Origin of the sequence: Streptococcus sp. 29892 (assembly GCF_032594935.1) — a bacterium.
GTDB lineage: Bacteria > Bacillota > Bacilli > Lactobacillales > Streptococcaceae > Streptococcus > Streptococcus hyiners.
Genome location: NZ_CP118734.1, coordinates 153,250 through 175,776 on the forward strand (window position 1 = coordinate 153,250; position 22,527 = coordinate 175,776).

The 22,527-nt window shown below is 44.8% G+C and carries 24 protein-coding genes; 16 read left to right on the forward strand and 8 right to left on the reverse strand.

All coding sequences use genetic code 11. The features are described 5' to 3' along the window. Nucleotides 1-114 precede the first annotated feature (114 nt). Nucleotides 115-507, forward strand: coding sequence for a GNAT family N-acetyltransferase (locus PW220_RS00930; RefSeq protein ID WP_248055963.1), 393 nt, complete (start codon nt 115-117; stop codon nt 505-507). 56 nt (nt 508-563) lie between these two features. Here PW220_RS00930 and rnjA read toward each other — a convergent pair whose 3' ends face one another. Together rnjA and PW220_RS00940 are read right to left on the reverse strand one after the other, a co-directional pair. Then, the gene (rnjA, locus tag PW220_RS00935) at nt 564-2,243 is read right to left on the reverse strand and encodes a ribonuclease J1 (RefSeq protein WP_248055964.1); all 1,680 of its coding nucleotides are present in this window, start codon (nt 2,241-2,243) and stop codon (nt 564-566) included. 3 nt (nt 2,244-2,246) lie between these two features. Then, on the reverse strand, nt 2,247-2,477 hold the full coding sequence (locus tag PW220_RS00940) for a DNA-dependent RNA polymerase subunit epsilon (RefSeq protein WP_248055965.1): 231 nt from the start codon (nt 2,475-2,477) through the stop codon (nt 2,247-2,249). Between the two features lie 298 nt (nt 2,478-2,775). Between PW220_RS00940 and PW220_RS00945 the strand changes: the two genes are divergently transcribed. From PW220_RS00945 to PW220_RS00990, 10 genes are all read left to right on the forward strand, one after another. Then, a complete protein-coding gene (locus tag PW220_RS00945) occupies nt 2,776-3,666 on the forward strand; it encodes an Rgg/GadR/MutR family transcriptional regulator (RefSeq protein WP_248055966.1) in 891 nt (296 codons plus the stop codon). 246 nt (nt 3,667-3,912) lie between these two features. Then, nucleotides 3,913-4,314: a DUF6287 domain-containing protein gene (locus PW220_RS00950; RefSeq protein ID WP_248055967.1), complete on the forward strand. Its 402-nt coding sequence runs from the start codon at nt 3,913-3,915 to the stop codon at nt 4,312-4,314. A gap of 227 nt (nt 4,315-4,541) precedes the next feature. Next, nucleotides 4,542-5,714: an IS110 family RNA-guided transposase gene (locus PW220_RS00955; protein ID WP_398582923.1), complete on the forward strand. Its 1,173-nt coding sequence runs from the start codon at nt 4,542-4,544 to the stop codon at nt 5,712-5,714. A gap of 88 nt (nt 5,715-5,802) precedes the next feature. After that, nucleotides 5,803-6,045 (forward strand): DUF6287 domain-containing protein, encoded by a 243-nt coding sequence (locus PW220_RS00960; protein WP_248055244.1) that lies wholly within the window; start codon nt 5,803-5,805, stop codon nt 6,043-6,045. A 101-nt stretch (nt 6,046-6,146) separates the two neighbouring features. Beyond that, nucleotides 6,147-6,830 carry a tRNA (adenosine(37)-N6)-threonylcarbamoyltransferase complex dimerization subunit type 1 TsaB gene (gene tsaB, locus PW220_RS00965; RefSeq protein WP_105117601.1) on the forward strand — a complete coding sequence of 228 codons (684 nt, stop codon included), beginning with the start codon at nt 6,147-6,149 and terminating at the stop codon, nt 6,828-6,830. Continuing rightward, a complete protein-coding gene (rimI, locus tag PW220_RS00970; RefSeq protein ID WP_248055246.1) occupies nt 6,827-7,267 on the forward strand; it encodes a ribosomal protein S18-alanine N-acetyltransferase in 441 nt (146 codons plus the stop codon). Before tsaB ends, rimI begins: the two co-directional genes overlap by 4 nt. Further along, nucleotides 7,257-8,264 carry a tRNA (adenosine(37)-N6)-threonylcarbamoyltransferase complex transferase subunit TsaD gene (gene tsaD, locus PW220_RS00975; RefSeq protein ID WP_105116804.1) on the forward strand — a complete coding sequence of 336 codons (1,008 nt, stop codon included), beginning with the start codon at nt 7,257-7,259 and terminating at the stop codon, nt 8,262-8,264. Before rimI ends, tsaD begins: the two co-directional genes overlap by 11 nt. A 119-nt stretch (nt 8,265-8,383) precedes the next feature. Further along, complete coding sequence (locus PW220_RS00980) at nt 8,384-9,085, forward strand: AzlC family ABC transporter permease (RefSeq protein WP_248055248.1); 702 nt, start codon at nt 8,384-8,386, stop codon at nt 9,083-9,085. Beyond that, nucleotides 9,072-9,395, forward strand: a complete 324-nt coding sequence (locus PW220_RS00985; RefSeq protein WP_248055250.1) for an AzlD domain-containing protein — start codon at nt 9,072-9,074, stop codon at nt 9,393-9,395. Before PW220_RS00980 ends, PW220_RS00985 begins: the two co-directional genes overlap by 14 nt. A gap of 9 nt (nt 9,396-9,404) precedes the next feature. Then, nucleotides 9,405-10,427: a YeiH family protein gene (locus tag PW220_RS00990; protein ID WP_248055252.1), complete on the forward strand. Its 1,023-nt coding sequence runs from the start codon at nt 9,405-9,407 to the stop codon at nt 10,425-10,427. A 138-nt stretch (nt 10,428-10,565) separates the two neighbouring features. Here the strand turns inward: PW220_RS00990 and PW220_RS00995 are convergent, their stop codons facing one another. The 3 genes from PW220_RS00995 to PW220_RS01005 form a co-directional block, all read right to left on the reverse strand. Next, on the reverse strand, nt 10,566-12,191 hold the full coding sequence (locus PW220_RS00995; RefSeq protein WP_105117607.1) for a hypothetical protein: 1,626 nt from the start codon (nt 12,189-12,191) through the stop codon (nt 10,566-10,568). 9 nt (nt 12,192-12,200) lie between these two features. Then, on the reverse strand, nt 12,201-12,899 hold the full coding sequence (locus PW220_RS01000) for an ABC transporter ATP-binding protein (RefSeq protein ID WP_105117608.1): 699 nt from the start codon (nt 12,897-12,899) through the stop codon (nt 12,201-12,203). A gap of 93 nt (nt 12,900-12,992) precedes the next feature. Continuing rightward, entirely contained in the window at nt 12,993-14,165 is a 1,173-nt protein-coding gene (locus PW220_RS01005) for an aminoacetone oxidase (RefSeq protein WP_105117609.1), read from the reverse strand. A gap of 162 nt (nt 14,166-14,327) precedes the next feature. Here PW220_RS01005 and PW220_RS01010 point away from each other — a divergent pair, with 162 nt between their 5' ends. Next, nucleotides 14,328-14,822: a DUF536 domain-containing protein gene (locus PW220_RS01010; protein ID WP_105117610.1), complete on the forward strand. Its 495-nt coding sequence runs from the start codon at nt 14,328-14,330 to the stop codon at nt 14,820-14,822. A gap of 20 nt (nt 14,823-14,842) precedes the next feature. Here PW220_RS01010 and PW220_RS01015 read toward each other — a convergent pair whose 3' ends face one another. Beyond that, on the reverse strand, nt 14,843-15,391 hold the full coding sequence (locus PW220_RS01015; protein WP_105117611.1) for a GNAT family N-acetyltransferase: 549 nt from the start codon (nt 15,389-15,391) through the stop codon (nt 14,843-14,845). Between the two features lie 79 nt (nt 15,392-15,470). On the opposite strand from PW220_RS01015, the gene PW220_RS01020 reads away from it, so the two are divergent. Next, a complete protein-coding gene (locus PW220_RS01020; RefSeq protein ID WP_248055254.1) occupies nt 15,471-17,231 on the forward strand; it encodes a glycerophosphoryl diester phosphodiesterase membrane domain-containing protein in 1,761 nt (586 codons plus the stop codon). 43 nt (nt 17,232-17,274) lie between these two features. On the opposite strand, the gene PW220_RS01025 is transcribed toward PW220_RS01020, so the two are convergent. After that, a complete protein-coding gene (locus tag PW220_RS01025) occupies nt 17,275-17,574 on the reverse strand; it encodes a YbaB/EbfC family nucleoid-associated protein (protein ID WP_248055256.1) in 300 nt (99 codons plus the stop codon). A gap of 304 nt (nt 17,575-17,878) precedes the next feature. Here PW220_RS01025 and PW220_RS01030 point away from each other — a divergent pair, with 304 nt between their 5' ends. The 3 genes from PW220_RS01030 (at nt 17,879) to PW220_RS01040 (ending at nt 20,057) form a co-directional block, all read left to right on the forward strand. Next, the gene (locus tag PW220_RS01030; protein WP_248055257.1) at nt 17,879-18,451 is read left to right on the forward strand and encodes a hypothetical protein; all 573 of its coding nucleotides are present in this window, start codon (nt 17,879-17,881) and stop codon (nt 18,449-18,451) included. Between the two features lie 117 nt (nt 18,452-18,568). Further along, nucleotides 18,569-18,763, forward strand: a complete 195-nt coding sequence (locus PW220_RS01035; RefSeq protein ID WP_172050506.1) for a hypothetical protein — start codon at nt 18,569-18,571, stop codon at nt 18,761-18,763. Between the two features lie 124 nt (nt 18,764-18,887). Continuing rightward, the gene (locus PW220_RS01040) at nt 18,888-20,057 is read left to right on the forward strand and encodes an SIS domain-containing protein (RefSeq protein WP_105117622.1); all 1,170 of its coding nucleotides are present in this window, start codon (nt 18,888-18,890) and stop codon (nt 20,055-20,057) included. 41 nt (nt 20,058-20,098) lie between these two features. Here PW220_RS01040 and PW220_RS01045 read toward each other — a convergent pair whose 3' ends face one another. Then, on the reverse strand, nt 20,099-22,369 hold the full coding sequence (locus PW220_RS01045; protein ID WP_248055258.1) for a Xaa-Pro dipeptidyl-peptidase: 2,271 nt from the start codon (nt 22,367-22,369) through the stop codon (nt 20,099-20,101). Nucleotides 22,370-22,527: the final 158 nt, after the last annotated feature.

Below are 22,527 nucleotides of genomic sequence, written 5' to 3' on the forward strand. Positions count from 1 at the left end.
CATTTTTTCACGAGCCGAGAAACTGGAAAGCGAGTAGGACCCCGACGGGTCCTTTGTTCACGGGCTTGAAAAAGACTACCCTTATATAGATAAAAAAAATTGGAGGCGATGTGGATGGATGAATTTGTAAAAGCTGTATTTGATGAACAGTATAGAGCGGTTTTTGGAGAAGGGCAAGACCTTGCTCCTAGTCAGCAGGAAATTGTTTTGGTAGAAGAGGAAGCAGGTCAATTAGTAGCTGTCTTGCAGGCCCAGCAGACCTTGGAAACGATTCATGTAAAGGCTTTGGTGGTTGTCAGACACAAGCAAGGTCAAGGATTGGGGAGGCGTTTGCTGATTCGTTTGGAAAATGAAGCTAGACAAAATGGAGTAAAGAGTATCACACTGTCAACTAAGTCCTATCAGGCTAAGGATTTTTATCTGAAGGCTGGATATTCTATTTATGCTCATCTAACAGATGTGCCGAAAAAAGGAATTTCCAAATATCATTTTATCAAGTGGTTGTAAGGTATTCCTATTGGAAAACAAGTGAAGCCTCGGCAGTTGCCGAGGCTTCTTCTTTCTTAGTGATCAGGCGTTAAAATCATTGGAATGATGATTGGTTCACGCTCTGTTTTTTCGTATAGGAATGGTCGTAGGGCATTGACGATGGCGCCATTGACCGTTTGGATATTGGCATCTTTGTTGCGCATGGCGATGCGGATAGCGTTGAAGAGAACGCGTTGGCTTTCGCGGATCAAGTCACCAGATTCGCGCATATAGATGAAGCCTCGGCTGAGGATATCTGGTCCTGCCAGAATCATCTTGGACTTGAAGTCAACGGTTGCGACAGCAAGGACAACGCCGTCTTCTGAGAGGTCACGGCGGTCTTTGAGGACAGCTGCACCGATTTCACCAATACGGTTTCCATCCACGTAGATGTCTTGGGCATTGAACTTGCCAGCCAATCGCGCAGAATCCTTGGTCAGGGCTAGGACATCGCCGTTTTCCATGATGAAGATGTTGTCTTTTGGTACACCTGTATCCACTGCCAGACTGGCATGGATTTTTTGCATGCGGTATTCGCCATGGACAGGCATGAAGTATTTTGGCTTGATTAGGCGGAGCATGAGTTTTTGTTCTTGCTGGCCACCGTGTCCAGAGGTATGGATGTTGTTAATCTTGCCGTGAATGACGTCAACTCCGGCTTCAATCAAGATATTGATGAGCTTGTTAACACCTGTGGTATTTCCCGGAATAGGACTAGACGAGAAGATGACCGTGTCGCCCGGCTGGAGTTGAACCTGACGATGAGTACCGTGGGCAATGCGAGATAGGGCAGCCATTGGCTCACCCTGGCTACCTGTACAGAGAATCATGATCTCGCTGGCAGGATATTCTTTGATCTCGTTTGGTTCGATAAAGGTGTCTTTTGGAACCTTGATGTAGCCGAGCTCGATACCATTGACGATGGCCTTCTCCATAGAGCGTCCAAAGACAGCAATTTTGCGACCAGTCTTGACTGCAGCGTCAGCCGCCTGTTGCAGACGGAAGATGTTGGAGGCAAAGGAAGCAAAGATGATGCGTCCGTGGATGCCTTCAATCAGTTTCATGATGGACTGACCGACCACTTTTTCCGAGTTGGTAAAGGTTGGAACTTCGGCGTTGGTAGAGTCGGAAAGGAGGCAGAGAACGCCTTCTTCACCCAGGGCTGCCATGCGATGTAAGTCAGCTGGCTCACCAACAGGAGTGAAGTCGAACTTGAAGTCACCGGTACAGACGACTTTTCCTTGTGGGGTATCAATGACAATACCGAGTGGCTCTGGGATAGAGTGGGTGGTGCGGAAGAAGCTGACCTTGAGGTGCTTGAAGGTCAATTCAGTATTGTGGTTGATTTCATACAAGGTTGCATCACGAAGCAGTCCGTGTTCTTCCAGTTTTCCGCGAATAAGGGCGAGGGCCAAAGGACCTGCATAGATTGGGACATTGGCTTGCTTGAGCAAGAAGGGAATGCCTCCGATGTGGTCTTCGTGACCGTGGGTAATAACCAGACCTTTGACACGATCTAGATTTTCAACGATATAGGAGTAGTCAGGGATAACGTAGTCGATACCCAAAAGGTCATCTTCAGGGAACTTGATACCCGCATCGACGATGAGAATTTCATCCTTGTACTCGATACCGTAGGTGTTTTTCCCGATTTCTCCCAAACCACCGATGGCGAAAACGCCAACTTCATGAGGTTTTAGATTGACTGATGACATAAATTAGAACTCCGTAAGTTTGAAATCTGCGTGCTCTTTTTCGTATTCGAGGTGTTTGTCAGAGAGTAGATCAACGAATTCAACGTTGTAGGCTGGGAATTTTGATTCAACCAATTCTTTGACTTTGATGCGACCTTCCAATTCAGAAGCTGCGTCAACTTCTACATAGAGGGCTTGTGTCTGCTCACGGCGTGGGCTAACTTTTGTTTCTTGGTAAAATACTTTATAAATCATGTGTAGTATAGTTCCTTTCTTTTTGACTGGCAACTATGAAAAAAGCCCCAAACAGCTATTCTGCTTGGTATTATCTATTCAATTTTCTCGAGTTGTCAATTTATTCAGTCTAAATGTTACTCTTCATTATACCATAAAATATGCTGATGGTAAAAGGGTTTGGTAGGAAAATGGAAAAGTGTCATGATTTTCAGAAACAAGTAGGGAATAAATGGATAAATGAGCGAAATTGACAAATATATATCTGTATAGTATAATAAATGTGAGCGATATCATCCAGTGAGAAAGGAGGTAATTTATGGATGCAGTACCACAAATAGGATTGGGAGAATTTTACAGGGAACTCCGTCGTTCTCGCTTGGTCAAGCAAAAGGATGTTGTCGGTGGAGACTTTACAGCAGCTCAATTGTCACGCTTTGAGTCTGGAAAATCTATGTTGGCAGCGGATAAGTTGATTGTGGCTGTCGAAGGTATCAACATGACCATGGAGGAATTCACCTACAAATATCATGGCTACAAGGAAGCGCCCCATATTGAGCTAGCAAATCTGATTTCAGATTTGTATTACCGACAGGATAGGGATGGGCTAGAGGCTTTGTTGGAGTCAGACCTCTTGAATGCTGAGGGAAATCTCTATGCTAGGTTAAATGGAATTGTCATCAAGGTGGCGCTGGCTGCCTTAGATGGTCAATCTGATTTTGACGATGAGGATAGAGAGTTTCTCTCAGATTATCTCTTTGCCATTGAGGAGTGGACCAGTTTTGAGTTGTATTTGTTTTTGAATGCGCAAATGTTGTTGAATGACGAATTGATTATTGTTTTGATTTTAGAATTAAAAAACAAATCTCATCATTATCGGAATTTGAGAAAAAATAAACAATATTTAAAAGAAATTCTGATAAACTCAATAACTGAAATGATAGAACGTGGGCGGTATGTTTATGCCGAACAATTACTATGTGATCTAGAATCAATCTCTGAAGTTTGTGATGCATTAGAACATATTTTTATTAACTATTTTAGGTTATGTTTGAAGTTCCTTCGAACAGAAGGAACGGAAACGAGTAAAAAGAAAATAGAGGCCTTTATAGCCTCTGTTGGGGTGGTTACAAATGAGAAGTTAGTTTCTCTGCTGGAACGACACTATAGACGGCAGTGTCTTCGTTTGGAGTGTGTTCTTGAGGAGTAGGACGTATAATAATTGGAATTACGATTAAAGTACAGATAATCAGTGAGACTATTTTATGGTTCATAGTTTCGTATCTCGTTTTTGATTTTATTATAACTAATTTTTATTGTATTTTGATTAACTTGAAAATATGTAATTTTATAAAAATAATCTTGTAAATTTGTAAGTTGACTCGATGGTAGATGTATATCTGATAAAATTGGAATATGGAAAATGTTTTAAAATAAAAATAGGAGGTACAATACCATGAAAAAAATATTTGTTTCAATACTGTGCTGTACTTGTATCCTAACAGCCTGTACTAAAGTACAAGAAAGTGTAAATACAGGTACGAGTCAATCTAGTCAGACTAGTGCTAGTCAGCAGAAATCAACTGGGACTAGCGAAACTAAGCAAAGTGGGCAGTCGGCATCATCAAGCACTAATACAAATTCGAGCACCTCAACGACTACCGAAAGTAGCTCTCAAATGGCAGCAAGTTCAGAGGAACAAGTGGCTTCTAGCAATAGCGAAATTAAGGAAACAGAACTTCAAACAGCAACGGACACTGGCCAGACTACTGTTTCAAGTAGAACTACAATTGATATTGATGCCATTTCTAATGGAGATTATTCCAGTGTTGCAGGGACTTGGGCAATACATCCATGATGGCTCCGCCCTCACCCACAGAATAATGAAAACGAACATAAAGCCCTCACTAGGTGTATAATCTTAGTGAGGGCTTTGTGGTTGACGACTTAATGATTCTAATAATCGAGGGCAAAACTGATCCACTCTACTGACGAGCACCCCAAAATATGCGATAGGCATGAGTATAAAAATACGACAAAAATTCGGTAGATAAGCTCTCTAATTTTTAGAAGGAGGGAATTATCATGGATGTTCTCTATCAATCTTGTGCAGGTATTGATGTCCATCAAGCCAATATCGTTGTCTGTATCCTACACGGACCACTCACCTCAACTCGTCCAAAGCGTGAGATGGCTACGTTTGATACAACGACTAAAGGCCTACGTGCTTGCCACGATTTTCTCAGTCAATTTCATGTGGAAGCTGTTGGTATGGAAAGTACAGGTGTTTATTGGCGACCTGTCTGGCATGCTCTATGTGATGACTTCAAGTTGATACTCGCTCAACCAGCCCACATGAAGGTTATTCCAGGTCAGAAAACCGACAAGAAGGATGCTCACTGGATTGCCAAATTAACACGAATTGGTCTGCTTCCTCGGAGTTTCGTTCCCGATGAAACCATTCAAGAATTGAGGGAGTTGACCAGACAACGAAAACATTATGTGGAAAGTCGCAATCGAGAAACAAACCGTATCCATAAAATTCTTCAATCAGGTGGTATCAAGCTAACAACCTATATCGAAGATATAATGGGACTATCTGGTCGCAATCTCCTTCAGCTACTGGTTGATGGGACGCCTATCACACCTCGCATTGTCCATCAATCAGTTTACACCAGCTTGAAGAAGAAAGTGCCGCAGCTTCTGGAAGCCTTGGATGGCTATTTTTCTGACCATCATCGCTTCATGTTAAAGCAATCCTTAGAGATTTATGATTTTTATCAGAAGCAGATTGAGTTGTTGGAAGAGCGAATTAATGTTTATCTATCACAATATGAAAACCATGTAGAAATATTGGATTCCATCCCAGGCATTGATGTCATTACAGCTTCTGTTATCATTTCTGAGGTTGGTGTTGACATGAGTCAGTTTCCCACTGCTGGACATTTAGCTTCTTGGGCTGGACTTTGTCCAGGTAATAATGAGAGTGCTGGTAAAAAACGAAGTACTAAGATTCGACACGGAAATTCTTATTTGAAGAAATGTTTATGCCAAGCCGCTTTTGCTGTCAAAAAACAAAAAGGAAGTCCTTTAGCAGACCGATTTTATCAGATTCAAAGTCGGCGTGGTTCACAAAAAGCAACAATTGCACTCGCACATCAATTATTAAAAATAGCTTATATCCTCTTACAAGAGCAGATAACGTATCCTGAATTTTTAGCACAGAAAAAGACTACTAGGGACGAGCTAGTAGCCTAACATAAAAAATTTTTTCACTTTGATTATATCATAGGGAGGGAGTTTTTGCATTCTTTTGAGTTTTCGTATAAATAGTCGTGGAGAAGTATTGATCATAGAAAATGATGGGAAGGCTCGTTTTTCAGAATCCACAGAAGATTCTATTCTCAGTGTTCAATCAATAAAAAACCAAGTTATCCATGCGGACATTGCTACTGGTCCATACTCCGCAGCTATGAAGATTATTCCAGCTGGAGAGGAAGATCCGTACTATGCAACTGTGGAGAACGTAGACCGTATTGCTATCGGTCATAGTATAGATATGTATGAATATCCTTTTTACCGCCAATAACCTATTTACAAACCTCCTCATCGTAGGAGGTTTTTGATTATTTGAAAAAAACTTCAATATAGCTTACAATAGGGAGTAGCATTGTACAGAAAGAGAAAATTATGAAAATCCTAGCTTTAGATAGCTCTAACCAAGCCTTGTCGGTGGCCTTGGTGGAGGACGGTCGTTTGCAGGCGGAAACCCTGCTGGCCGTTAAGAAAAATCATAGCATCAGCCTCATGCCTGTGGTCGATTTTTTGGTGGCACAGGTGGGCTGGACGCCCAAAGACCTGAATCGGATTGTGGTCGCTCAGGGGCCTGGCTCCTACACGGGTCTGCGGGTGGCGGTGGCGACTGCCAAGACCCTGGCCTACACCCTCAAGATTGACTTGGTGGGGCTATCCAGTCTTCAGTCCCTGGTTCCGCCAAGCCTGACGGGTCTGGTGGTGCCCCTCATCGATGCCCGCCGTAACTGCGTCTATGCAGGTGTTTATGAAAATGGCAGAGCAGTCGAGGCAGACCGCTACTGGTCTTTTGAAGACTTGCTTTCTAGCCTGGCTGGCAAGGAAAATATCACCTTTGTCGGAGAAGTAGAAAACTTTATGGAGCAAATCGAACAAGCTCTGCCGACTGCTCAGTATCAAGCCAGTCTGCCGTCTGCCTATCAATTGGCGGTAATTGGTCAAGACTTGCCAGCAGTAGATGTCACCAGCTTTGAGCCCAACTATCTCAAGCGAGTCGAGGCAGAGGAGAACTGGCTCAAGGATAACAAAGCTGGCTCAGAAAGTTATATCAAACGTGTATGATAGAGATTAAACACTACGATGGTCAGGCAAATCTGGCAGAGGCTGTTTTGGCAGTTATGCAGTCAGTCTATGAGCAATCTCCATGGACTCTGGAGCAGATTGCCTCCAGTATGGCTGGTCAGGACGAAGACTATTATCTGGCCTATGAGGGTCAGGAATTAGTTGGATTTTTGGCTGTTCAGACGGTGCTGGATGAGATGGAAATCTTGCAGATTGCTGTCAGGGCTGATTTTCAGAGGTTGGGAATCGCCAGTCAACTGATGGCTGCTGTGATGGACTGGGATGGGGACATCTTCCTCGAAGTGAGGGAGTCCAACAGTGCAGCTCAGGCCCTCTATACACGCCAGCATTTTACCAAAATAGGAAAACGAAAAGACTACTACCGCTATCCTGTCGAGGACGCGGTGATGATGAAGAGAGAACGTGATGAAAGATAGATTGATTTTGGCGATTGAGACCTCCTGTGACGAGACCTCGGTGGCTGTTTTGCGAAATGAGGCGGAGCTTTTATCCAACGTCATTGCCAGCCAGATTGCCAGCCACCAGCGGTTTGGTGGGGTGGTGCCCGAGGTGGCCAGCCGTCACCATGTGGAAGTGATTACGGCCTGTATCGAGGAGGCCTTGTTGGAGGCGGAAGTGACGGCAGAGGACTTGACGGCTGTGGCGGTGACCTATGGGCCTGGCTTGGTCGGTGCCTTGCTAGTTGGGATTTCGGCTGCCAAGGCCTTTGCCTGGGCTAACGGTCTGCCGCTCATTCCTGTCAATCACATGGCAGGGCATTTGATGGCGGCGCGTGCGGTTAAGGAATTGGAGTTTCCGCTCTTGGCCCTTTTGGTCAGCGGTGGGCACACGGAGTTGGTCTATGTGTCAGAGGCGGGTGACTACAAGATTGTCGGTGAAACGCGAGATGATGCGGTCGGCGAGGCCTATGACAAGGTGGGACGGGTTATGGGTCTGCCCTATCCAGCTGGTCGTGTCATCGATGAGTTGGCACATGAGGGACAGGACATTTATGATTTCCCTCGGGCTATGATCAAGGAAGATAACTTAGAGTTTTCTTTCTCAGGACTCAAATCTGCCTTTATCAACCTCTACCACAATGCCCAGCAGAAAGGGGAAACCTTGTCCAATGCAGACCTGTCAGCCTCTTTCCAAGCCTGTGTCATGGACATTCTTATGGCTAAGACCAAGAAGGCCTTGGAGCAATACCCTGTCAAGACCTTGGTCGTGGCGGGCGGTGTGGCAGCTAATCAGGGCTTACGAGAGCGATTGGCTGCTGAAATCACCGATGTGGAGGTTATCATTCCCCCGCTTCGCCTCTGCGGTGACAATGCAGGCATGATTGCCTTGGCAGCAGTCAGTGAATACAACAAGGAAAACTTTGCTGGCTGGGATTTAAATGCCAAGCCAAGTTTGGCTTTTGAGAATTTGTAAGAAGGAAACAGCTGGATTTTGATGCCCAGCTTTTTCTAATGATGTACCAATTTGTTATTGACGAGGGAGAGATTGTCTCCTATACTAGAATGATATAAATTGATATCAAAGGAGAGAAGATGAAAGTACAGGATTTTCGTGAGGGCTTGCGGGATGCCATTCCCACAGCTCTGGGCTATGCCAGTATCGGCCTAGCCTGCGGTGTAGTTTCGGTCAATTCAGGCATTTCTGCGGTGGAAATGGGGCTGATGAGCCTCTTGGTTTATGCTGGAAGTGCTCAGTTTGTTATCTGTGCTATGATTTTGGTTGGGGCACCCTTGTTGTCGATTGCGGTGACGGTTTTCTTTGTCAATCTGCGAAATTTTCTCATGTGCCTGCACACGACGACCATTTTCCAGGGCAACAGTTTGGGCTCCAATATCCTGATTGGCTCTTTTGTGACGGACGAGTCCTATGCGGTTCTCTTGCGGAAACACATTGAGGAAAAGCAGATTGCCCCTAGCTGGATGTACGGCAACAACTTTGCTGGTTATGCTTCTTGGGTTATCTTTACCACTCTTGGCAATCTCATCGGCGGTTTGATTCCAAATCCTGAGCAATTTGGCTTGGATTTTGCCTTGGTGGCTATGTTTGTCGGCATTTTCTCAGGTCAGTTGGAGGCTATGGCTCGGACCATTCCTTTGAAAAAAATCGGCCTGATTCTGCTAGCGGTTGGTCTGGCCTATGTCGGTCTGTCTGTGCTGGTGTCGTCCTATGTGGCGGTGCTTCTGGCGACGATTTTGGGTTGTTTTGTGGGGGAGATGATTGATGATAAAAACTAGTATTCTACTGATTATTCTGGCGGCGGCCCTAGTGACTTGGGTGCCACGCGTCCTGCCTTTTGTACTGACGCAGAACAAATCCCTGCCTCCAAAGTTGGTGAAATTTCTCAGTTTTCTCCCCATCACCATTATCTTTGCCCTGACCCTGTCTAGCATCATGGACGAAGAAGTGGGCACACTCCCCAGTCTTCTCCCTGTCGAAAGTCTGGCCCTTATTCCGACCTTTTTGGTGGTCCTGAGGACCAAAAATATCCTCCTCGCAGTAGTGGTTGGTGTCTTGACGACAGCTGCTCTCCGCTTGATTTTCTAGGAGGGGCTTATGGTTAAGGAAAATGCCAGAGGTGTGGTACTTTGTCTTGTCTTGGCTTTGGTGGGACAGTGGTTAGGTGGCTTGTTTCCATTGGTGGGTGGGCCTGTTTTTGCCCTTCTGATTGGGATGAGCCTGCATTCCTACATTTTAAGGAAAAATGCTTTTCAGCCAGGCTTGACCTTTACCTCTAAGAAGATTTTGCAGTATGCGGTGATTTGCTTGGGATTTGGATTAAACTTATCTGCGGTCCTGGCAGTCGGTCGCCAATCACTTCCGATTATTCTGTCAACAATTAGTTTTGCCTTGTTTTTGGCATTTCTGCTGTGGAAATGGTTGCCTATTTCATCTCATCTGGCGACATTGATTGGCGTAGGGACCTCTATCTGTGGCGGCTCTGCCATTGCGGCGACAGCTCCCATTATCCAGGCGGATGATGAGGATGTGGCACAAGCGATCTCGGTCATCTTTCTCTTTAATGTCTTGGCAGCTTTGGTCTTTCCGACCCTGGCAACCTGGCTTGGGTTTTCGACAGATTCGGGTCAGGCCTTTGGGATGTTCGCCGGAACGGCGGTCAATGACACCTCGTCGGTCACCGCGACAGCAGCCACCTGGGATAGCCTTTACGGACTGGGCAGTCAGACCTTGGACACGGCAGTGACGGTTAAGTTGACGCGTACCCTGGCCATTATTCCCATTACGACGGTTTTGGCGATTTGGCAAGCTCGAGGAAAGGGAGTTCAGGCAGATAAGAAGTCGCTCCTGACAGGTTTTCCGACTTTTATCCTCTATTTTATCCTAGCCAGTTTGGTGACAAGTCTTGCAGGTCACTTTGGGCTGGGAAGGGACCTATTTGCTCCACTCAAAACCCTGTCCAAGTTTCTCATTTGCATGGCCATGACAGCCATTGGCTTGCGGACTAATGTGTTGGCCCTGGTAAAAAATGGTAGAGTTGCTCTTCTGGTCGGACTTGCTTGTTGGATGGGAGTGACCCTGTTAACACTGGTTTGGCAGGCGATCTTGGGAATTTGGTAAATATAGTCTTTTAGTTTACTTTTAGTACTAGGCAACGAGCCGCTGGCATAACTAAGGTTAGGCAAGGCGAGTTAACGAAGTAATAAAAGAGAAACTAAATGACGAGAAAACAGCCTTCTCTTGCGAGAGGCTGCTTTTTTATGCCTTCAATCTAAAAGTCTGCGGAGCTTTTTTCAATAAAATCCAGTAACCGATGCTGACATAGGCAATCATAGCCAGGGAAATGAGTAGGATGTACAAGTGACTGCCTAGATCTAGCTGGGTGTTGATGTAGGCCACCCAATAGAGGGCTCCACTGAGAAATTTATAGACTGGGTTGACAACCTCCATATCCTTTGTAAAGGGCTGGAGGATGTAGTAGATAAAAAGGTCGTGGAAGGAGAAGAGAGCTGTCAAGCTCAATAAAAGCAGAGCAGTTAGGAGATAGGTTTCAATAGGCAGCTGCACTCTAGTAAAGATGATGAGGGCCAATAGTAGAGACCCAGAGAAGGCAGCATTTAATTTTACAGTTTGCAGAAAACGATAATGAAAGCCTGTAATAATGGTCTTTGCTTCGCGGTAAAATGGATAGTGGAGCATGGAAATGTCGCAGTTAACAAAGACCATCTGTGCGACAGCCTTGCCCATGGAGGCCACATACATGACCATGAAAGCAAATGGAAGTCCCTCGATGTAGTTGGCATTGCTTATCTCTATATCCTCTTTTGAAAACCAACGGATTCCTTCAAGAAAGAGGACAATAGCCAAAAGACACCCCAAGCGGAAGAGTAATTTTTTAGTGAGGATGGAGCGGTAGCGGTCAAATAGCAGAGCGTTTAAGTAGGTCATGCCAGACAGGTGGGACAGGTCTTTTCCAGTTTCCATATTGAGTTTTGCCTGCATCTGCAAACCCTGACGAGTATATTCATTGCCCTTGGTCATCTCAACAATTTTCTTGTCCAACTGCAAGGACTGGTCCATGCAATAGGAAAGATAGTCAAGGTGGTTGGTTTGTCTTTTCAAATAATGGTAGCCAAACCAAATCAGAAATGGTTGGACAAGCAGGATAGGGACCAGCATGCCTAAGGAGAGCTGATGACGGAAGACAATCGCCAGAACATATAACACAAGAACAAACGCGACCCATAGCCAAGCATGCCAAGAATTGCGACGGGTTAAAATACGATGTTCAAAGAACCAACGATTGAGAGCATGACCAGTCAGGTGACCTGCTAGTACGGTCATCAGACCGACAGGAAATACCAGCCATTGATTTGTCATTAGGCAAAAAATAACTAGGGCTGGAAGATAGTAAATGGTAGTCAGGATAGGTTCGATAAAGAGTTGACTTTGCAAAAAGGTAGATTGTGATAGACCGAAGTTCTGCATAAATTCTCTATCTGCTTTCGAGATAACTGGGTCTAAGCCCTTCCCCAAACGATAGTTTAGTCCGACAAACAAAAACCAGAACACAAAGCCTAGAAACCAAGTCCCTGGAAGAATATTCCAAAAGGTCAATTCCTCACTGGCCAATACATTCATCCAGAAAGAAGCATGATAGAAATGAAAAACCAACCAGAAGCACTTGGTCAGAAAGCGACTGGGGATGGAGAGGATGTGCAGGATCAAAAAGAGACCAGACTTAAAACTGTAAGACTTGAAAATACTCTCTGGAATGCTCTTTCCAACAAGTGGCAGTTTCCGTAGATAGTAGAAGAATCCGTTGACGGAGCGATGGAGGGCATACTTTTCCCGATACCAAAAATAACGTAGAATGGTTTTCATAAGCTCCTCCTAATCTGCTGTCAGCAGCTGAACAATCTCCTGTTCAAAGTCAGGATCATGGAGTTTGTCGCTTGAAACAGCCTGCAATTCCTGGTGATGAAGCAAAACAATCTCATCACAGAGGTCTTGTGCTAATTGGAGAATGTGGGTGGAAAAGATAATGACGGAATCTTTTTTGGCTTCCCGAATTAACTGCTTAAACTCGTGGGCAGCCACAGGGTCAAAGGAAGTCAGGGGCTCATCTAATAGCAGGACAGGTGGCTGGACAATCAAGGAAAGGAGCAACTGGACCTTGTTCTGCATACCGTGGGAAAAATCCTTGAGCAGGCGATGCTGGTCTTCTTCTCCGATACCGACCAAGTTTAGCCATTCTTCTGGATTACGAGGAGATTTGAGTTTATCCTTGTGAATGTCCATATAGAAACGGACAAATTCAAAGGCGGTCATAAAAGCAGGCAGTTGTGGGTAGGTCTGGGTAAAACCGATGTCCGTATTATCGTAGTCAAGAGTTTCTTCCCCTTCTACAAACTGGATACTGCCACTGTCTAAGGTCAGATTTCGGGCAATGCAGTTAAACAAGGTTGTCTTACCAGCCCCGTTGCGTCCTAGCAAGCCGTAAATCTTGCCTTGTTCAAATTGAAAGCTGGTATCCTCCAGAATAATCTTGTGGTCAAATTTTTTAGAAATAGAAGAAAGTTTCAGTTGCATAGCCAATCTCTTTTTGTTATATTGTTATATCTTTATCATACAACAATAAATAAAAAAATTCAAGCAAATTTTTGCTTGAATGTGATGTAAAAACTAGTAATGCAAGCTCCCTGCCACCCAGCCAGTTGCTAAACAGTAGGTAATGTTAAAGCCACCGGTGTGGGCGTTGATATCCAAGACCTCTCCTGCAAAGTGGAGGCCAGGGACTTTCTTACTTTCCAAGGTTTTGGGATTGATTTCCTTGAGGTCAACGCCACCCTTGGTCACAAAGGACTTGGCTAGGGACATCTTGCCTGTAATCTTGATAGGTAGGGCTTTGAGGAGGGTGACCAGATCAGCCAGATCTTTTTTTGGAACTTGTTTGACCTTGCAGTCGTAGTTTTCAGCGAAAAAGTCTGCTAGGCGGTCTGGCATGAGTTCGCCAAGGGCATTCTTGACGGATTTTTCCCTGTTGGCTTCTAAATGCTCAAACAAATCTTGTTCAGAATGGGTCGGCAGAGCATCGAGAAATGCGATTTCGCCGCCTTTGACAAAACTGGACAAGCGAAGGGCAGCGGGTCCCGACAGGCCAAAGTGGGTGAAGAGCAGGTCGTGGGTGATGACGTGCTTGCCGTAGGTCAGAGTGACGTCGTCCAGGGAAATGCCTTGGAGCTTCTTGTGGGGGAAGTCGGTCAGAACGGGGCTTTCAGCGGCCTCAATCTCCGTGACTTCTAGCTTGAAGTGGCGGGCAATGTCGTGACCAAAGCCAGTCGAGCCAGTGGAAGGATAGGTCTTGCCGCCAGTGGTGACAATCAGCTGGGGAGCTGTAAAGGTCTCCTCGCTGGTCTTGACATGGAAGAGGTCATCAATCTTGCGGACGGAAACCACTTCAGTCCCTGTACGGATGTCCACGCCATTTTCCAGCATCTTCATCTCCAGGCACTTGATAATGGTCTGGGAACGGTCGGTGGTCGGAAAGACACGGCCGTGGTCCTCGACCTTGAGCTTGACCCCATTTTCCTGAAAGAAATTCATGATGTCGTGGTTGTCAAACTGGGAGAAGACGCTGTAAAGAAAGCGGCCATTTCCAGGAATGCCAGCCAGTAGGTCTTCCAAGGTGCCGTTGTTGGTCACATTGCAACGTCCGCCACCTGTGCCAGACAGTTTCTTGCCCAAACGCTTGTTTTTTTCGAGGAGCAGGGTCTTCTTGCCGTAAAAACTGGAAGAAATAGCGGCCATCATGCCAGCAGGCCCCGCTCCGATAATAATGGTATCTACTGTGTTCATGTCCTTATTGTACCACAAAATAGCAGAGGTGGCTGTGAGTAATTTCTCAAAAGATAAACCATGAATTTTTAGGTGAAAATTCCCCATAATTTGACAGAACATAGGCTTTGTGATAATATTTTAATGATACAAACTATGAGAAATCTAAGTACCGAGGATATTATGGGAATCGAAAAAACAGTCAGCGAATTAGCTGAGATTTTGGGAGTGAGCCGTCAGGCCATGAATAATCGCGTCAAGTCGCTTCCAGAAGAATTTGTAGATAAAAATGACAAGGGTGTAACGGTAGTCAATCGTGCAGGTTTGATTGAGCTAGAAAAAATCTATAAGACAACTATTTTTGAAGATGAGCCGATTAGCGATGAGGTGAAGCACCGTGAAATGATGGAAATCTTGGTGGATGAGAAAAACTCTGAGATTATCCGTCTATACAGTCAACTAAAGGCCAAGGACAAGCAACTGGCTGAAAAGGATGAACAGTTGCGGGTCAAGGATATCCAGATTGCTGAGAAGGACAAGCAACTTGACCAGCAGCAGCAACTAACTCTCAAAGCCATGGCAGACAAGGATGTCCTCAAGCTAGAATTGGAAGAGGTTAAGGCACAAGCAGAAGGAGTACAAACCAAAGGCTTCTTTGCTCGTTTATTTGGAAGATAGATAAGTAAAAAATCAAGCTCTTAGGAACTTGATTTTTTCTTATGCTCTAGCCATTCGTCTCTTAACATCCCATATTTGATAGAATCATGATAGTGCCCTTGCCAGTACCGAACCTTGCGGATGTGGGCTTCTTTGGTCATGCCTAATTTTTCTGCGGTTCTCATCATACCCTTGTTGCCAGACCAGGTAGTGAGCCCGATGTGTTCTAACTCTGCAAATTGCTGGAAAATGGTATCAATCCAGAGTTGGAGAGCAGCTGTGCCATATCCTTTGCCCCAGACCTTGTCGTCATAGATTTCAATCCCGATTTCGAGCCAGCGTGTTGGCTGGCACTCCCAGTAATAGCTCACAAAGCCGATAGGCTGCTGGTCCACCAGGATTGCTCTGACACAATCTTTTTGTAGCCACTGGTAAAGTTCCAATGCTTGAAACTCTTCAAAAGTGGCGCAGGCTTGGTAGTCATCAAAATAGGGGGCCGCAAACTCCTTCCAGCGAGGTGCGGCTTGACGGTGGCCAACTTTCCAAAGTGTATGCAAATATTCTTCAGTCATTGGTGAAATCCTAATCATGAGAACCTCCTTTATTTTTCTAGTCTAGCATATTTACGACACCCTTGCAATTCCTTGTAGAATATGGGAAACTAGGTATATGAAAAAGATACGACGAACATTCCAGAAAGTGTATTACAATTTAGATAAGATTTTACTGCTCTTTTTTACCCTCTTTTCCGTGATGGAGTTTATTTGGATACCGCTAAATTCCTGGGTTTCCGAAGGATTGTTGGCCATGACAGGTCATGCTTATCTTTCTCCGACAAATTTTTTCTCCGTTCTCTCTGAAAATATCTTGGTGACAGGCCTCTTTATTCTTTTATTCCTCGTCAATCTAGCTATTGCCTACTTGGAACTTGCTCTGCTATTTTCCGGAGTAGGCCAGCTCCTAGACCAGAGGGTTAAGCATTTCCCGGATTATGTGAGGGATATGAGGGACAGTATGCTGGATATTATCAGACATAGCAGTGTGCCCAAGGTGCTGTTTCTCCTCTTTTATTCGGTTATTCTTCTGCCCTTTCTTCGACGGATTTTAAATATCTACTATTTCAATAAGATTGTGGTTCCCCAGTTCTTGATTGACCATTTTTCCAATACTTTGTGGCTGGCAGTCTTGATTTTCCTCTCTTTTATACTCTTCTTTTGGTTGGCAGCTCGCTTCATGTACGCCCTGCCAAAGATTTATTTTGAACACAGGAGCGTCAAAGAATCCATCGCTTATTCATGGGAGAGGACAAGGGGTTGGCAACAGGTCCGTTCCATGGGTAAATTATTCTGGCTGGTGACCCTTCCAGTCTTTCTGTTCTCAATCGGCGGCACCTTACTTTACGAACTGCAATTAGTAGTCGAAAAAATAGCTCCTCAGCTGTCATTTCTCCTAGCCGTCTTTTGCTATATTCTCCTCAAATTGCTCTACTACGGTGTTGTTTCCCTCTTCATGATTGGTTTTATCAGCTATGTGACGGGAAAGAAGCTACCTTCTTACCGACGGAAACGGCTCTGTCACCGCCTCCGACTGACCATCTTGGCAGTGTCTAGTCTGGTTTTTGGTATGCAGGGCAGTCTGGCCCTCCACTATCCCTTTGATAGCCTACCGCTGACCATTTCCCATCGCGGGGTGGACGCTGGAAATGCTGTGCAGAACTCAATTGAGGCTCTGGAAGAAACCTCTCAGCTCCAGCCAGACTACATTGAGATGGACATTCAGGAAACCAAGGACGGTCAGTTTGTGGTCATGCATGATACAGACTTGATGGCTTTGACGGGAAATCCCGGAGGTACACATGATTATAGCCTAGCAGAGATGACTACCATGACTGCATCCGAAAATGGCATGACAGCTCCAGTCCCTTCTTTTGATACTTATCTTGATAGGGCGGATGCCTTAGGGCAAAAATTATTGGTGGAAATCAAAGTGACCAAGCAGGATTCACCAGAATTGACCAAGAATTTTCTGAAAAAATACGGACAACGTTTGTTAGCCAAGGGGCATCAAATTCAATCTCTGGATTACAAAACGATTATAGAAGTCAAAGAGTACAGTAAAAAGCTGGTATCATTCTTCATCCTCCCTTTCAACTCCATTTATCCCACGACAGTAGCAGATGGCTACACCATGGAATATACATCCTTGGATCAAAACTTTATCTTAAAGTCATGGATTAAGGGAAAATCTGTTTATGCTTGGACAGCCAATGATGAGGAAACTATGACAAAGATGGTCATGTTGCAGGTGGATGGTATCATAACGGACAATATGACGGAATTGAAAGCCTTGCTGGAAGATGTTAAGGTTCACCGCAGATATGCTGACCTCTTTTTCCTACAATTTCAATCCTTACTCTATCATTTTGAATAAGCAAAAAACGCGAGGGCCTAGCCCAATCGCGTCTTTTTCTGTCTTAAAATGGTAATTTACCAGCAAAGGCACCCAATTTTTTCTTAGTGGCATCGTCAATTTTTGAAAGAGCATCATTGACTGCTTGGACAGTCATGTCCTGCAAGGTTTCAAGGTCGTCAGCATCCACCACCTCAGGCTTGAAGTCGATAGAAACCAACTTTTTATCGCCAGTAAAAGTAGCAGTGACCAAGTCCTGCACAGAGTTACCAGTAAATTGAGTAGCTGCCAATTCAGCCTGGCTCTGCTCCATTTGCTTTTGAAGCTTCTGAGCCTGTTTCATCATTTGTTGCATGTTCATCATAATAGATATTCTCCTTAAAAAATCTTACGGATTTATTATAACACTAAAAAAGGAAATTTGGGAAGGTGAGTTTGTTTTATTGTTCTGTTCCCCTCACTCCGACACGCTTAGACTTGGGCTTCTCTCCATGTAGAAAGAAAAAATGTTTTTTCTTTCTATTTGTACTTCTGGTGTTCATCTCTTTTGTTATTATGATTGTATCAATAAGGGTTAGAAAGGAATAGCGATATTTCTATCTAACTCTCACATTTGAAAATTGATGTATCGGTAAAAATGGTTTAAGTTTATAAAGAGAGGTAAAGAAATGGGAACGTATCCACGTAGTCACGGAAGTGTCACAATTACAAGTCCTTCTATTGATGTATTTACAGAGATTCTAACTACTGTAGATAGATTTCGAGAGATTGAAACGAAGAGTGACAGTATTTCTCAAAATTATCTATATATCTTTGATGAATCGAAGAATCCGGAACAGATCTGTGAACGTGCTGATTCCGTTTCGGTAACATGTGATTTTAACCGAACTGGTCGCAGAGACTTTAAGGAAATGATTAAAACGTTGATTTACAGGCTTCAGAAGATCAATCCAGCTTTAAAAGAATATTCCTTTAGTTTGTCATTTGATTATTTCGAAGATGAGTGGCCATACTTTGAAGGTTATTTAGAAGCTACTATCGAAATGAGCTACAGTGTTCAGTCAGGTGAGGTAACACATAATTCCATAAAAGAAATATATCACGAAGAAGATGGTGAATGGTTCCATGGCTTTGACGTTCCAATAGAATATTGTTCTGATGACGAAGAAGTTGTTGAGTGGTCTCTTGACTTGGAAGACACAATAGAATATTGTTCTGATGATGAAGAAGTTGCTGAATGATCCTATGACTTTTATGATCCCATGGTAGATTGTTCTGATGACGTAGTTTTTCTAGAGGCATATACTTTATTGAAAGTTAGTGTTGTGAGTATATATTTGTCAAAAAAGGAGAAAAGTATGATTTATGATACAGTAGATAAAATTTATAGTAAGATTGCAGAATACGCACGCAGGCCAGAGGGAGGAGTGCATCGATTATTGTTGATACATGCCCCGAAGGAACGTTTTCAAAAGATTGCCGACCTAGCTCCGGAAGGTGATGAGGAACTAAAAAGAATATTGGCGGAAAATGGGATACATTTAAGAGATTGATAGTGAGTGGGTTGTAAGGCTAGTTTTTAATTACATATATCAATCTATTTTAATTTGACTTTGTAAGCACTTTCTTGTATAATAAAAGAAAAACTGGTTATAACCAGAAAAACAAGGAGGAGCTATGTTCCGTTTAGCAAAAGAAGAATTAGAAAAATTGGGGGCCCATATCACAGCTACTGAGATTTACCAACAGCCTGGCTTGTGGAAAGAGGCTCATCAACTCTATCTTGACCAGCTTGAGAAGATTGAAGTATTTCTGAAAGCCATCCAGGACAAGCATGATTTTGTTCATGTTATTTTTACGGGTGCTGGAACTTCAGACTTTGTTGGTCAAAGCATTGCCAATTATCTCAATCAAGTCAATGATTTGAAGCACATCCGTTTTTCTGCCATTGGTACGGTTGAATTGGTTGGTCGTCCACATGACTATTTACAGGCAGATGTGCCAACTATTTTGGTATCCTTTGCCCGTTCAGGTAATTCACCAGAAAGTGTGGCAGCAGTAGAAGTTGCCAAGCAATTGGTTGATCAGCTTTACCAAGTGACTATTACCTGTGCACCAGAGGGCAAATTGGCTCTGGCAGCCGAAGGGGATGCGGACAATCTCTTGCTCTTACAGCCTGCGGGTTCAAACGATAAGGGCTTTGCCATGACAGGCTCATACAGCTGTATGTCCTTGACTGCTCTGCTTGTCTTCTCACCAGCTAGCCAAGAAGAAAAAGCCGCGTGGGTCGATACTATTGCCCGTCTGGGTCAAGATGTCTTGGACCGTGAGGATTATGTACAAGAGCTTGTTGATTTAGACTTTGAACGAGTGATTTACCTTGGTTCGGGTGGCTTCTATGGGGTAGCCCACGAAGCACAGCTCAAGATTTTGGAGCTGACAGCAGGTAAGATTGCGACCATGTATGAGTCACCACTCGGTTTCCGTCATGGACCAAAATCCTTCATCAACGACAAGACTTTGATTTTCCTTCTTGCATCAAATGATGCTTACACACGCCAGTACGATGTGGACTTGCTCAATGAAGTCCATGGTGATGGCATAGCAGAGCGGATTGTTGCCTTGTCGGCTGATAAACTAGCAGGTACAGAGGCAGCTAACTTTGTCTTGGCAGAAGGCGGAGCAGACCTGCCAGATGTCTTCCTGACCTTCCCTTACATCATCTTTGCCCAAACAGTATCAATTATGGCAGCTATCAAGTGTAAGAACTTACCAGATACACCATCCCCAACAGGCACCGTAAACCGTGTGGTGCAGGGTGTAATTATTCATCCTTTGGAAAAATAGGCAGTTAAAAACGAGTTGCAGGTGCAGCTCGTTTTCGCGTGTTATAGGCTTGGGATGTGGATAGCCGAATGGTCCAAATCAATCGAAATAGTCCAGTTACTATTGTCCCGAATAGTGCATTCAAAGTCTGTCGTGTAGAGAATGAGCTCCAAGACATCACCTTTTTTCAGCTGATAAATGGTTGGTTGCAGCTTCCAGGTCAGATCCATCCACTGGTCTGGCACCACTTCCTCAACAGTCATTAGGTCGGTGCGGTTCTGCAGGTTCATAAAGCCCTTGGTCACCAAGCGTTGCGGCATCTCCACATAAGGCAACTCCACCAGATTTTCTTGGGCATGGTAGCGGCCGTTGTCCAGACTTAATCGTGTTTTCGGCGTTGGGATTGGGGCTAGGCGTTTTTTATTTCCCTTGTCCAATAGCTGAGCAGATAAGAGGCCTTTTGCCACACTAGAAGCGACACGGAGTTTCAGCGTGACCTGTCCGTTGAGCAGGAGGTCCTCCGTCACAGGCAGCTCCATGCTGACTTGGTTGGCCTTACCTGAATAGAGGTCTTGGTGGAAGGCAGGGTAGGATTTGCCGTAGCGGTCAAAATCTTCTTGGGCATAGAGATTGGAAATGGTCTGGCTTCCCGTTCCCAGTGGCAAGACAGCTTCGTTTTCACCGCCAAAGGTGTCCAAGGTCGTCCAAGTTTGCTCACCGCTATTGTCCTGCCAGATAACCGTTGGCAGTTGGTAGTTATTCTCGTAGCCCAGCAGTTTCTGACTGAGCAGGGCGTTCATGGACTCGCGGAAGTCGATGGATTGCCAGTTGTTCATATACACGTGGGCACCGTTGTGGAAGAAGAGGTGCTTCTTAATCTGGCTTGGCAGGGCATGGAACATATTCCAGACGTGGATTGGCTTGACATTCCAGTCCTGTGAGCCGTGGGTAAAGATCACCTCGCACTTGATCTTATCAGCCTGGAGCAGATAATTGCGGTCCTGCCAGTATTGGTTGTAGTCACCGCTGGTGCGGTCCAGGGAAGCACGTTCTGCCGCCAGTCCTTTTTCGTAGGCTTCTTTGCTACGGAGGAAGTCCCCTGCTTGCAGACTTTTCGAGTAGGTCAGGGCGGTCAAGCTATCCAAGTCCTCTCCTGGATAGCCGCCTGGGCTGGTTACCAGACCGTTTTCACGGTAGTAGTCATACCAAGAGGAAATCCCTGCTTCTGCGATGATGACCTCCAATCCGTCCACGCCAGTTGTTGCCAAGGCATTGGACATGGTACCGAGGTAAGACAGTCCTGTCGTCGCCACCTTACCATTGGCCCAATCAGCCTTGACCTCTAACGAGCGAGTGTGGTCTGTGTAGGCCTTGGTGCGACCGTTCAGCCAGTCAATCACCGCTTTATAGCCTTCTACCTGCTGGTAGTCGCCAGATGTCATGTAGCCCGTCGAACCTAGAGTTCCAACTCCAGAAACATGGAGGCTGGCAAAGCCGCGAGCGAGGAAGTAGTCATTGAGAGAGTAAGAAGTGATGTGGCCCAGTTTTTCGGTGGCAAGGCTGACGGGTAGCTCTCGCAAGTCCAAGTCTAGTTTTGTGATGCTGGTCTGCTTGACCTCAATGGTGCCAGCTGGTTTTTCCGCCAACTCCCCTTCCATCTTGTGCAGGGCCTTGTCGCTAGCTACATCGTTAACCCCTTGATGATAGGGACTGTTGGTAATCACCGCAGGGATTTTCCCGTCAAACTGCGGACGGAGAATGGAAACTTTGACAATATCAGTCTGGCCAGTCCCAGCCGTATCGACAGGTGTTTCGACATAAACCACCTCGCGAATGAGGTTTTTGGTTGAAAAAGTTGCCAGTGACTTACCGTTGAAGAAGCGGTAGTGGTTATCTTCTGGAATCAGGTCGTCACTGACCAGCTGGTCAATCAAGGTGTTTCCAGACTTGGTGCGGGTAGCGAGCAGTTGATAGAGGTTGTCGATGATGTCCCCATAGACAATGGGAAACTGGCTGGTCTTGCGAAATTCCTCCACATCTGTATAATCCACACCAGGCACAAAGCCCAGCAACTGAAAGGCGACTTGATAGAAAATCTGGTCAGTCAGCTCACGGTCAGACTGGAAGAAGGTCAGCAAGTCTGTATTCCAGTCTGCAATCATGTTGGACAGGGCAAAGTCAGTATTGGCTGTTAAAAAATGGCACTTTCTGACAAAGATTTCCAGATTTTTTTTCGGACTGTGGTCGCTCTGCAATGCAAAACCAAGTTTGTTTAGCTCTTCTAGAGATCCTGTTACATCATTTTTTATAAAAGAAAACTGATTAAAACGCATAGCTTTTCCTCTTTTTTACTTAGTAGTCTGTACTTATTATAGCTGATAAGGGGTGCTTTGTCTAAGATTTGTTGAAGCATCAGTATATCTATGTAGAAAATGACAGTATAATTAGTTGTAAAATAGTGATTTTTTTTATACAATATTCTAGTATTTAT

Bases quoted from the DNA above. Each gene is read 5' to 3' on its own strand.
- PW220_RS00930 (WP_248055963.1), top strand. From the start codon at position 115: ATGGATGAATTTGTAAAAGCTGTATTTGATGAACAGTATAGAGCGGTT.
- rnjA (WP_248055964.1), bottom strand. From the start codon at position 2,243: ATGTCATCAGTCAATCTAAAACCTCATGAAGTTGGCGTTTTCGCCATC.
- PW220_RS00940 (WP_248055965.1), bottom strand. From the start codon at position 2,477: ATGATTTATAAAGTATTTTACCAAGAAACAAAAGTTAGCCCACGCCGT.
- PW220_RS00945 (WP_248055966.1), top strand. From the start codon at position 2,776: ATGGATGCAGTACCACAAATAGGATTGGGAGAATTTTACAGGGAACTC.
- PW220_RS00950 (WP_248055967.1), top strand. From the start codon at position 3,913: ATGAAAAAAATATTTGTTTCAATACTGTGCTGTACTTGTATCCTAACA.
- PW220_RS00955 (WP_398582923.1), top strand. From the start codon at position 4,542: ATGGATGTTCTCTATCAATCTTGTGCAGGTATTGATGTCCATCAAGCC.
- tsaB (WP_105117601.1), top strand. From the start codon at position 6,147: ATGAAAATCCTAGCTTTAGATAGCTCTAACCAAGCCTTGTCGGTGGCC.
- rimI (WP_248055246.1), top strand. From the start codon at position 6,827: ATGATAGAGATTAAACACTACGATGGTCAGGCAAATCTGGCAGAGGCT.
- tsaD (WP_105116804.1), top strand. From the start codon at position 7,257: ATGAAAGATAGATTGATTTTGGCGATTGAGACCTCCTGTGACGAGACC.
- PW220_RS00980 (WP_248055248.1), top strand. From the start codon at position 8,384: ATGAAAGTACAGGATTTTCGTGAGGGCTTGCGGGATGCCATTCCCACA.
- PW220_RS00985 (WP_248055250.1), top strand. From the start codon at position 9,072: ATGATAAAAACTAGTATTCTACTGATTATTCTGGCGGCGGCCCTAGTG.
- PW220_RS00990 (WP_248055252.1), top strand. From the start codon at position 9,405: ATGGTTAAGGAAAATGCCAGAGGTGTGGTACTTTGTCTTGTCTTGGCT.
- PW220_RS00995 (WP_105117607.1), bottom strand. From the start codon at position 12,191: ATGAAAACCATTCTACGTTATTTTTGGTATCGGGAAAAGTATGCCCTC.
- PW220_RS01000 (WP_105117608.1), bottom strand. From the start codon at position 12,899: ATGCAACTGAAACTTTCTTCTATTTCTAAAAAATTTGACCACAAGATT.
- PW220_RS01005 (WP_105117609.1), bottom strand. From the start codon at position 14,165: ATGAACACAGTAGATACCATTATTATCGGAGCGGGGCCTGCTGGCATG.
- PW220_RS01010 (WP_105117610.1), top strand. From the start codon at position 14,328: ATGGGAATCGAAAAAACAGTCAGCGAATTAGCTGAGATTTTGGGAGTG.
- PW220_RS01015 (WP_105117611.1), bottom strand. From the start codon at position 15,391: ATGATTAGGATTTCACCAATGACTGAAGAATATTTGCATACACTTTGG.
- PW220_RS01020 (WP_248055254.1), top strand. From the start codon at position 15,471: ATGAAAAAGATACGACGAACATTCCAGAAAGTGTATTACAATTTAGAT.
- PW220_RS01025 (WP_248055256.1), bottom strand. From the start codon at position 17,574: ATGATGAACATGCAACAAATGATGAAACAGGCTCAGAAGCTTCAAAAG.
- PW220_RS01030 (WP_248055257.1), top strand. From the start codon at position 17,879: ATGGGAACGTATCCACGTAGTCACGGAAGTGTCACAATTACAAGTCCT.
- PW220_RS01035 (WP_172050506.1), top strand. From the start codon at position 18,569: ATGATTTATGATACAGTAGATAAAATTTATAGTAAGATTGCAGAATAC.
- PW220_RS01040 (WP_105117622.1), top strand. From the start codon at position 18,888: ATGTTCCGTTTAGCAAAAGAAGAATTAGAAAAATTGGGGGCCCATATC.
- PW220_RS01045 (WP_248055258.1), bottom strand. From the start codon at position 22,369: ATGCGTTTTAATCAGTTTTCTTTTATAAAAAATGATGTAACAGGATCT.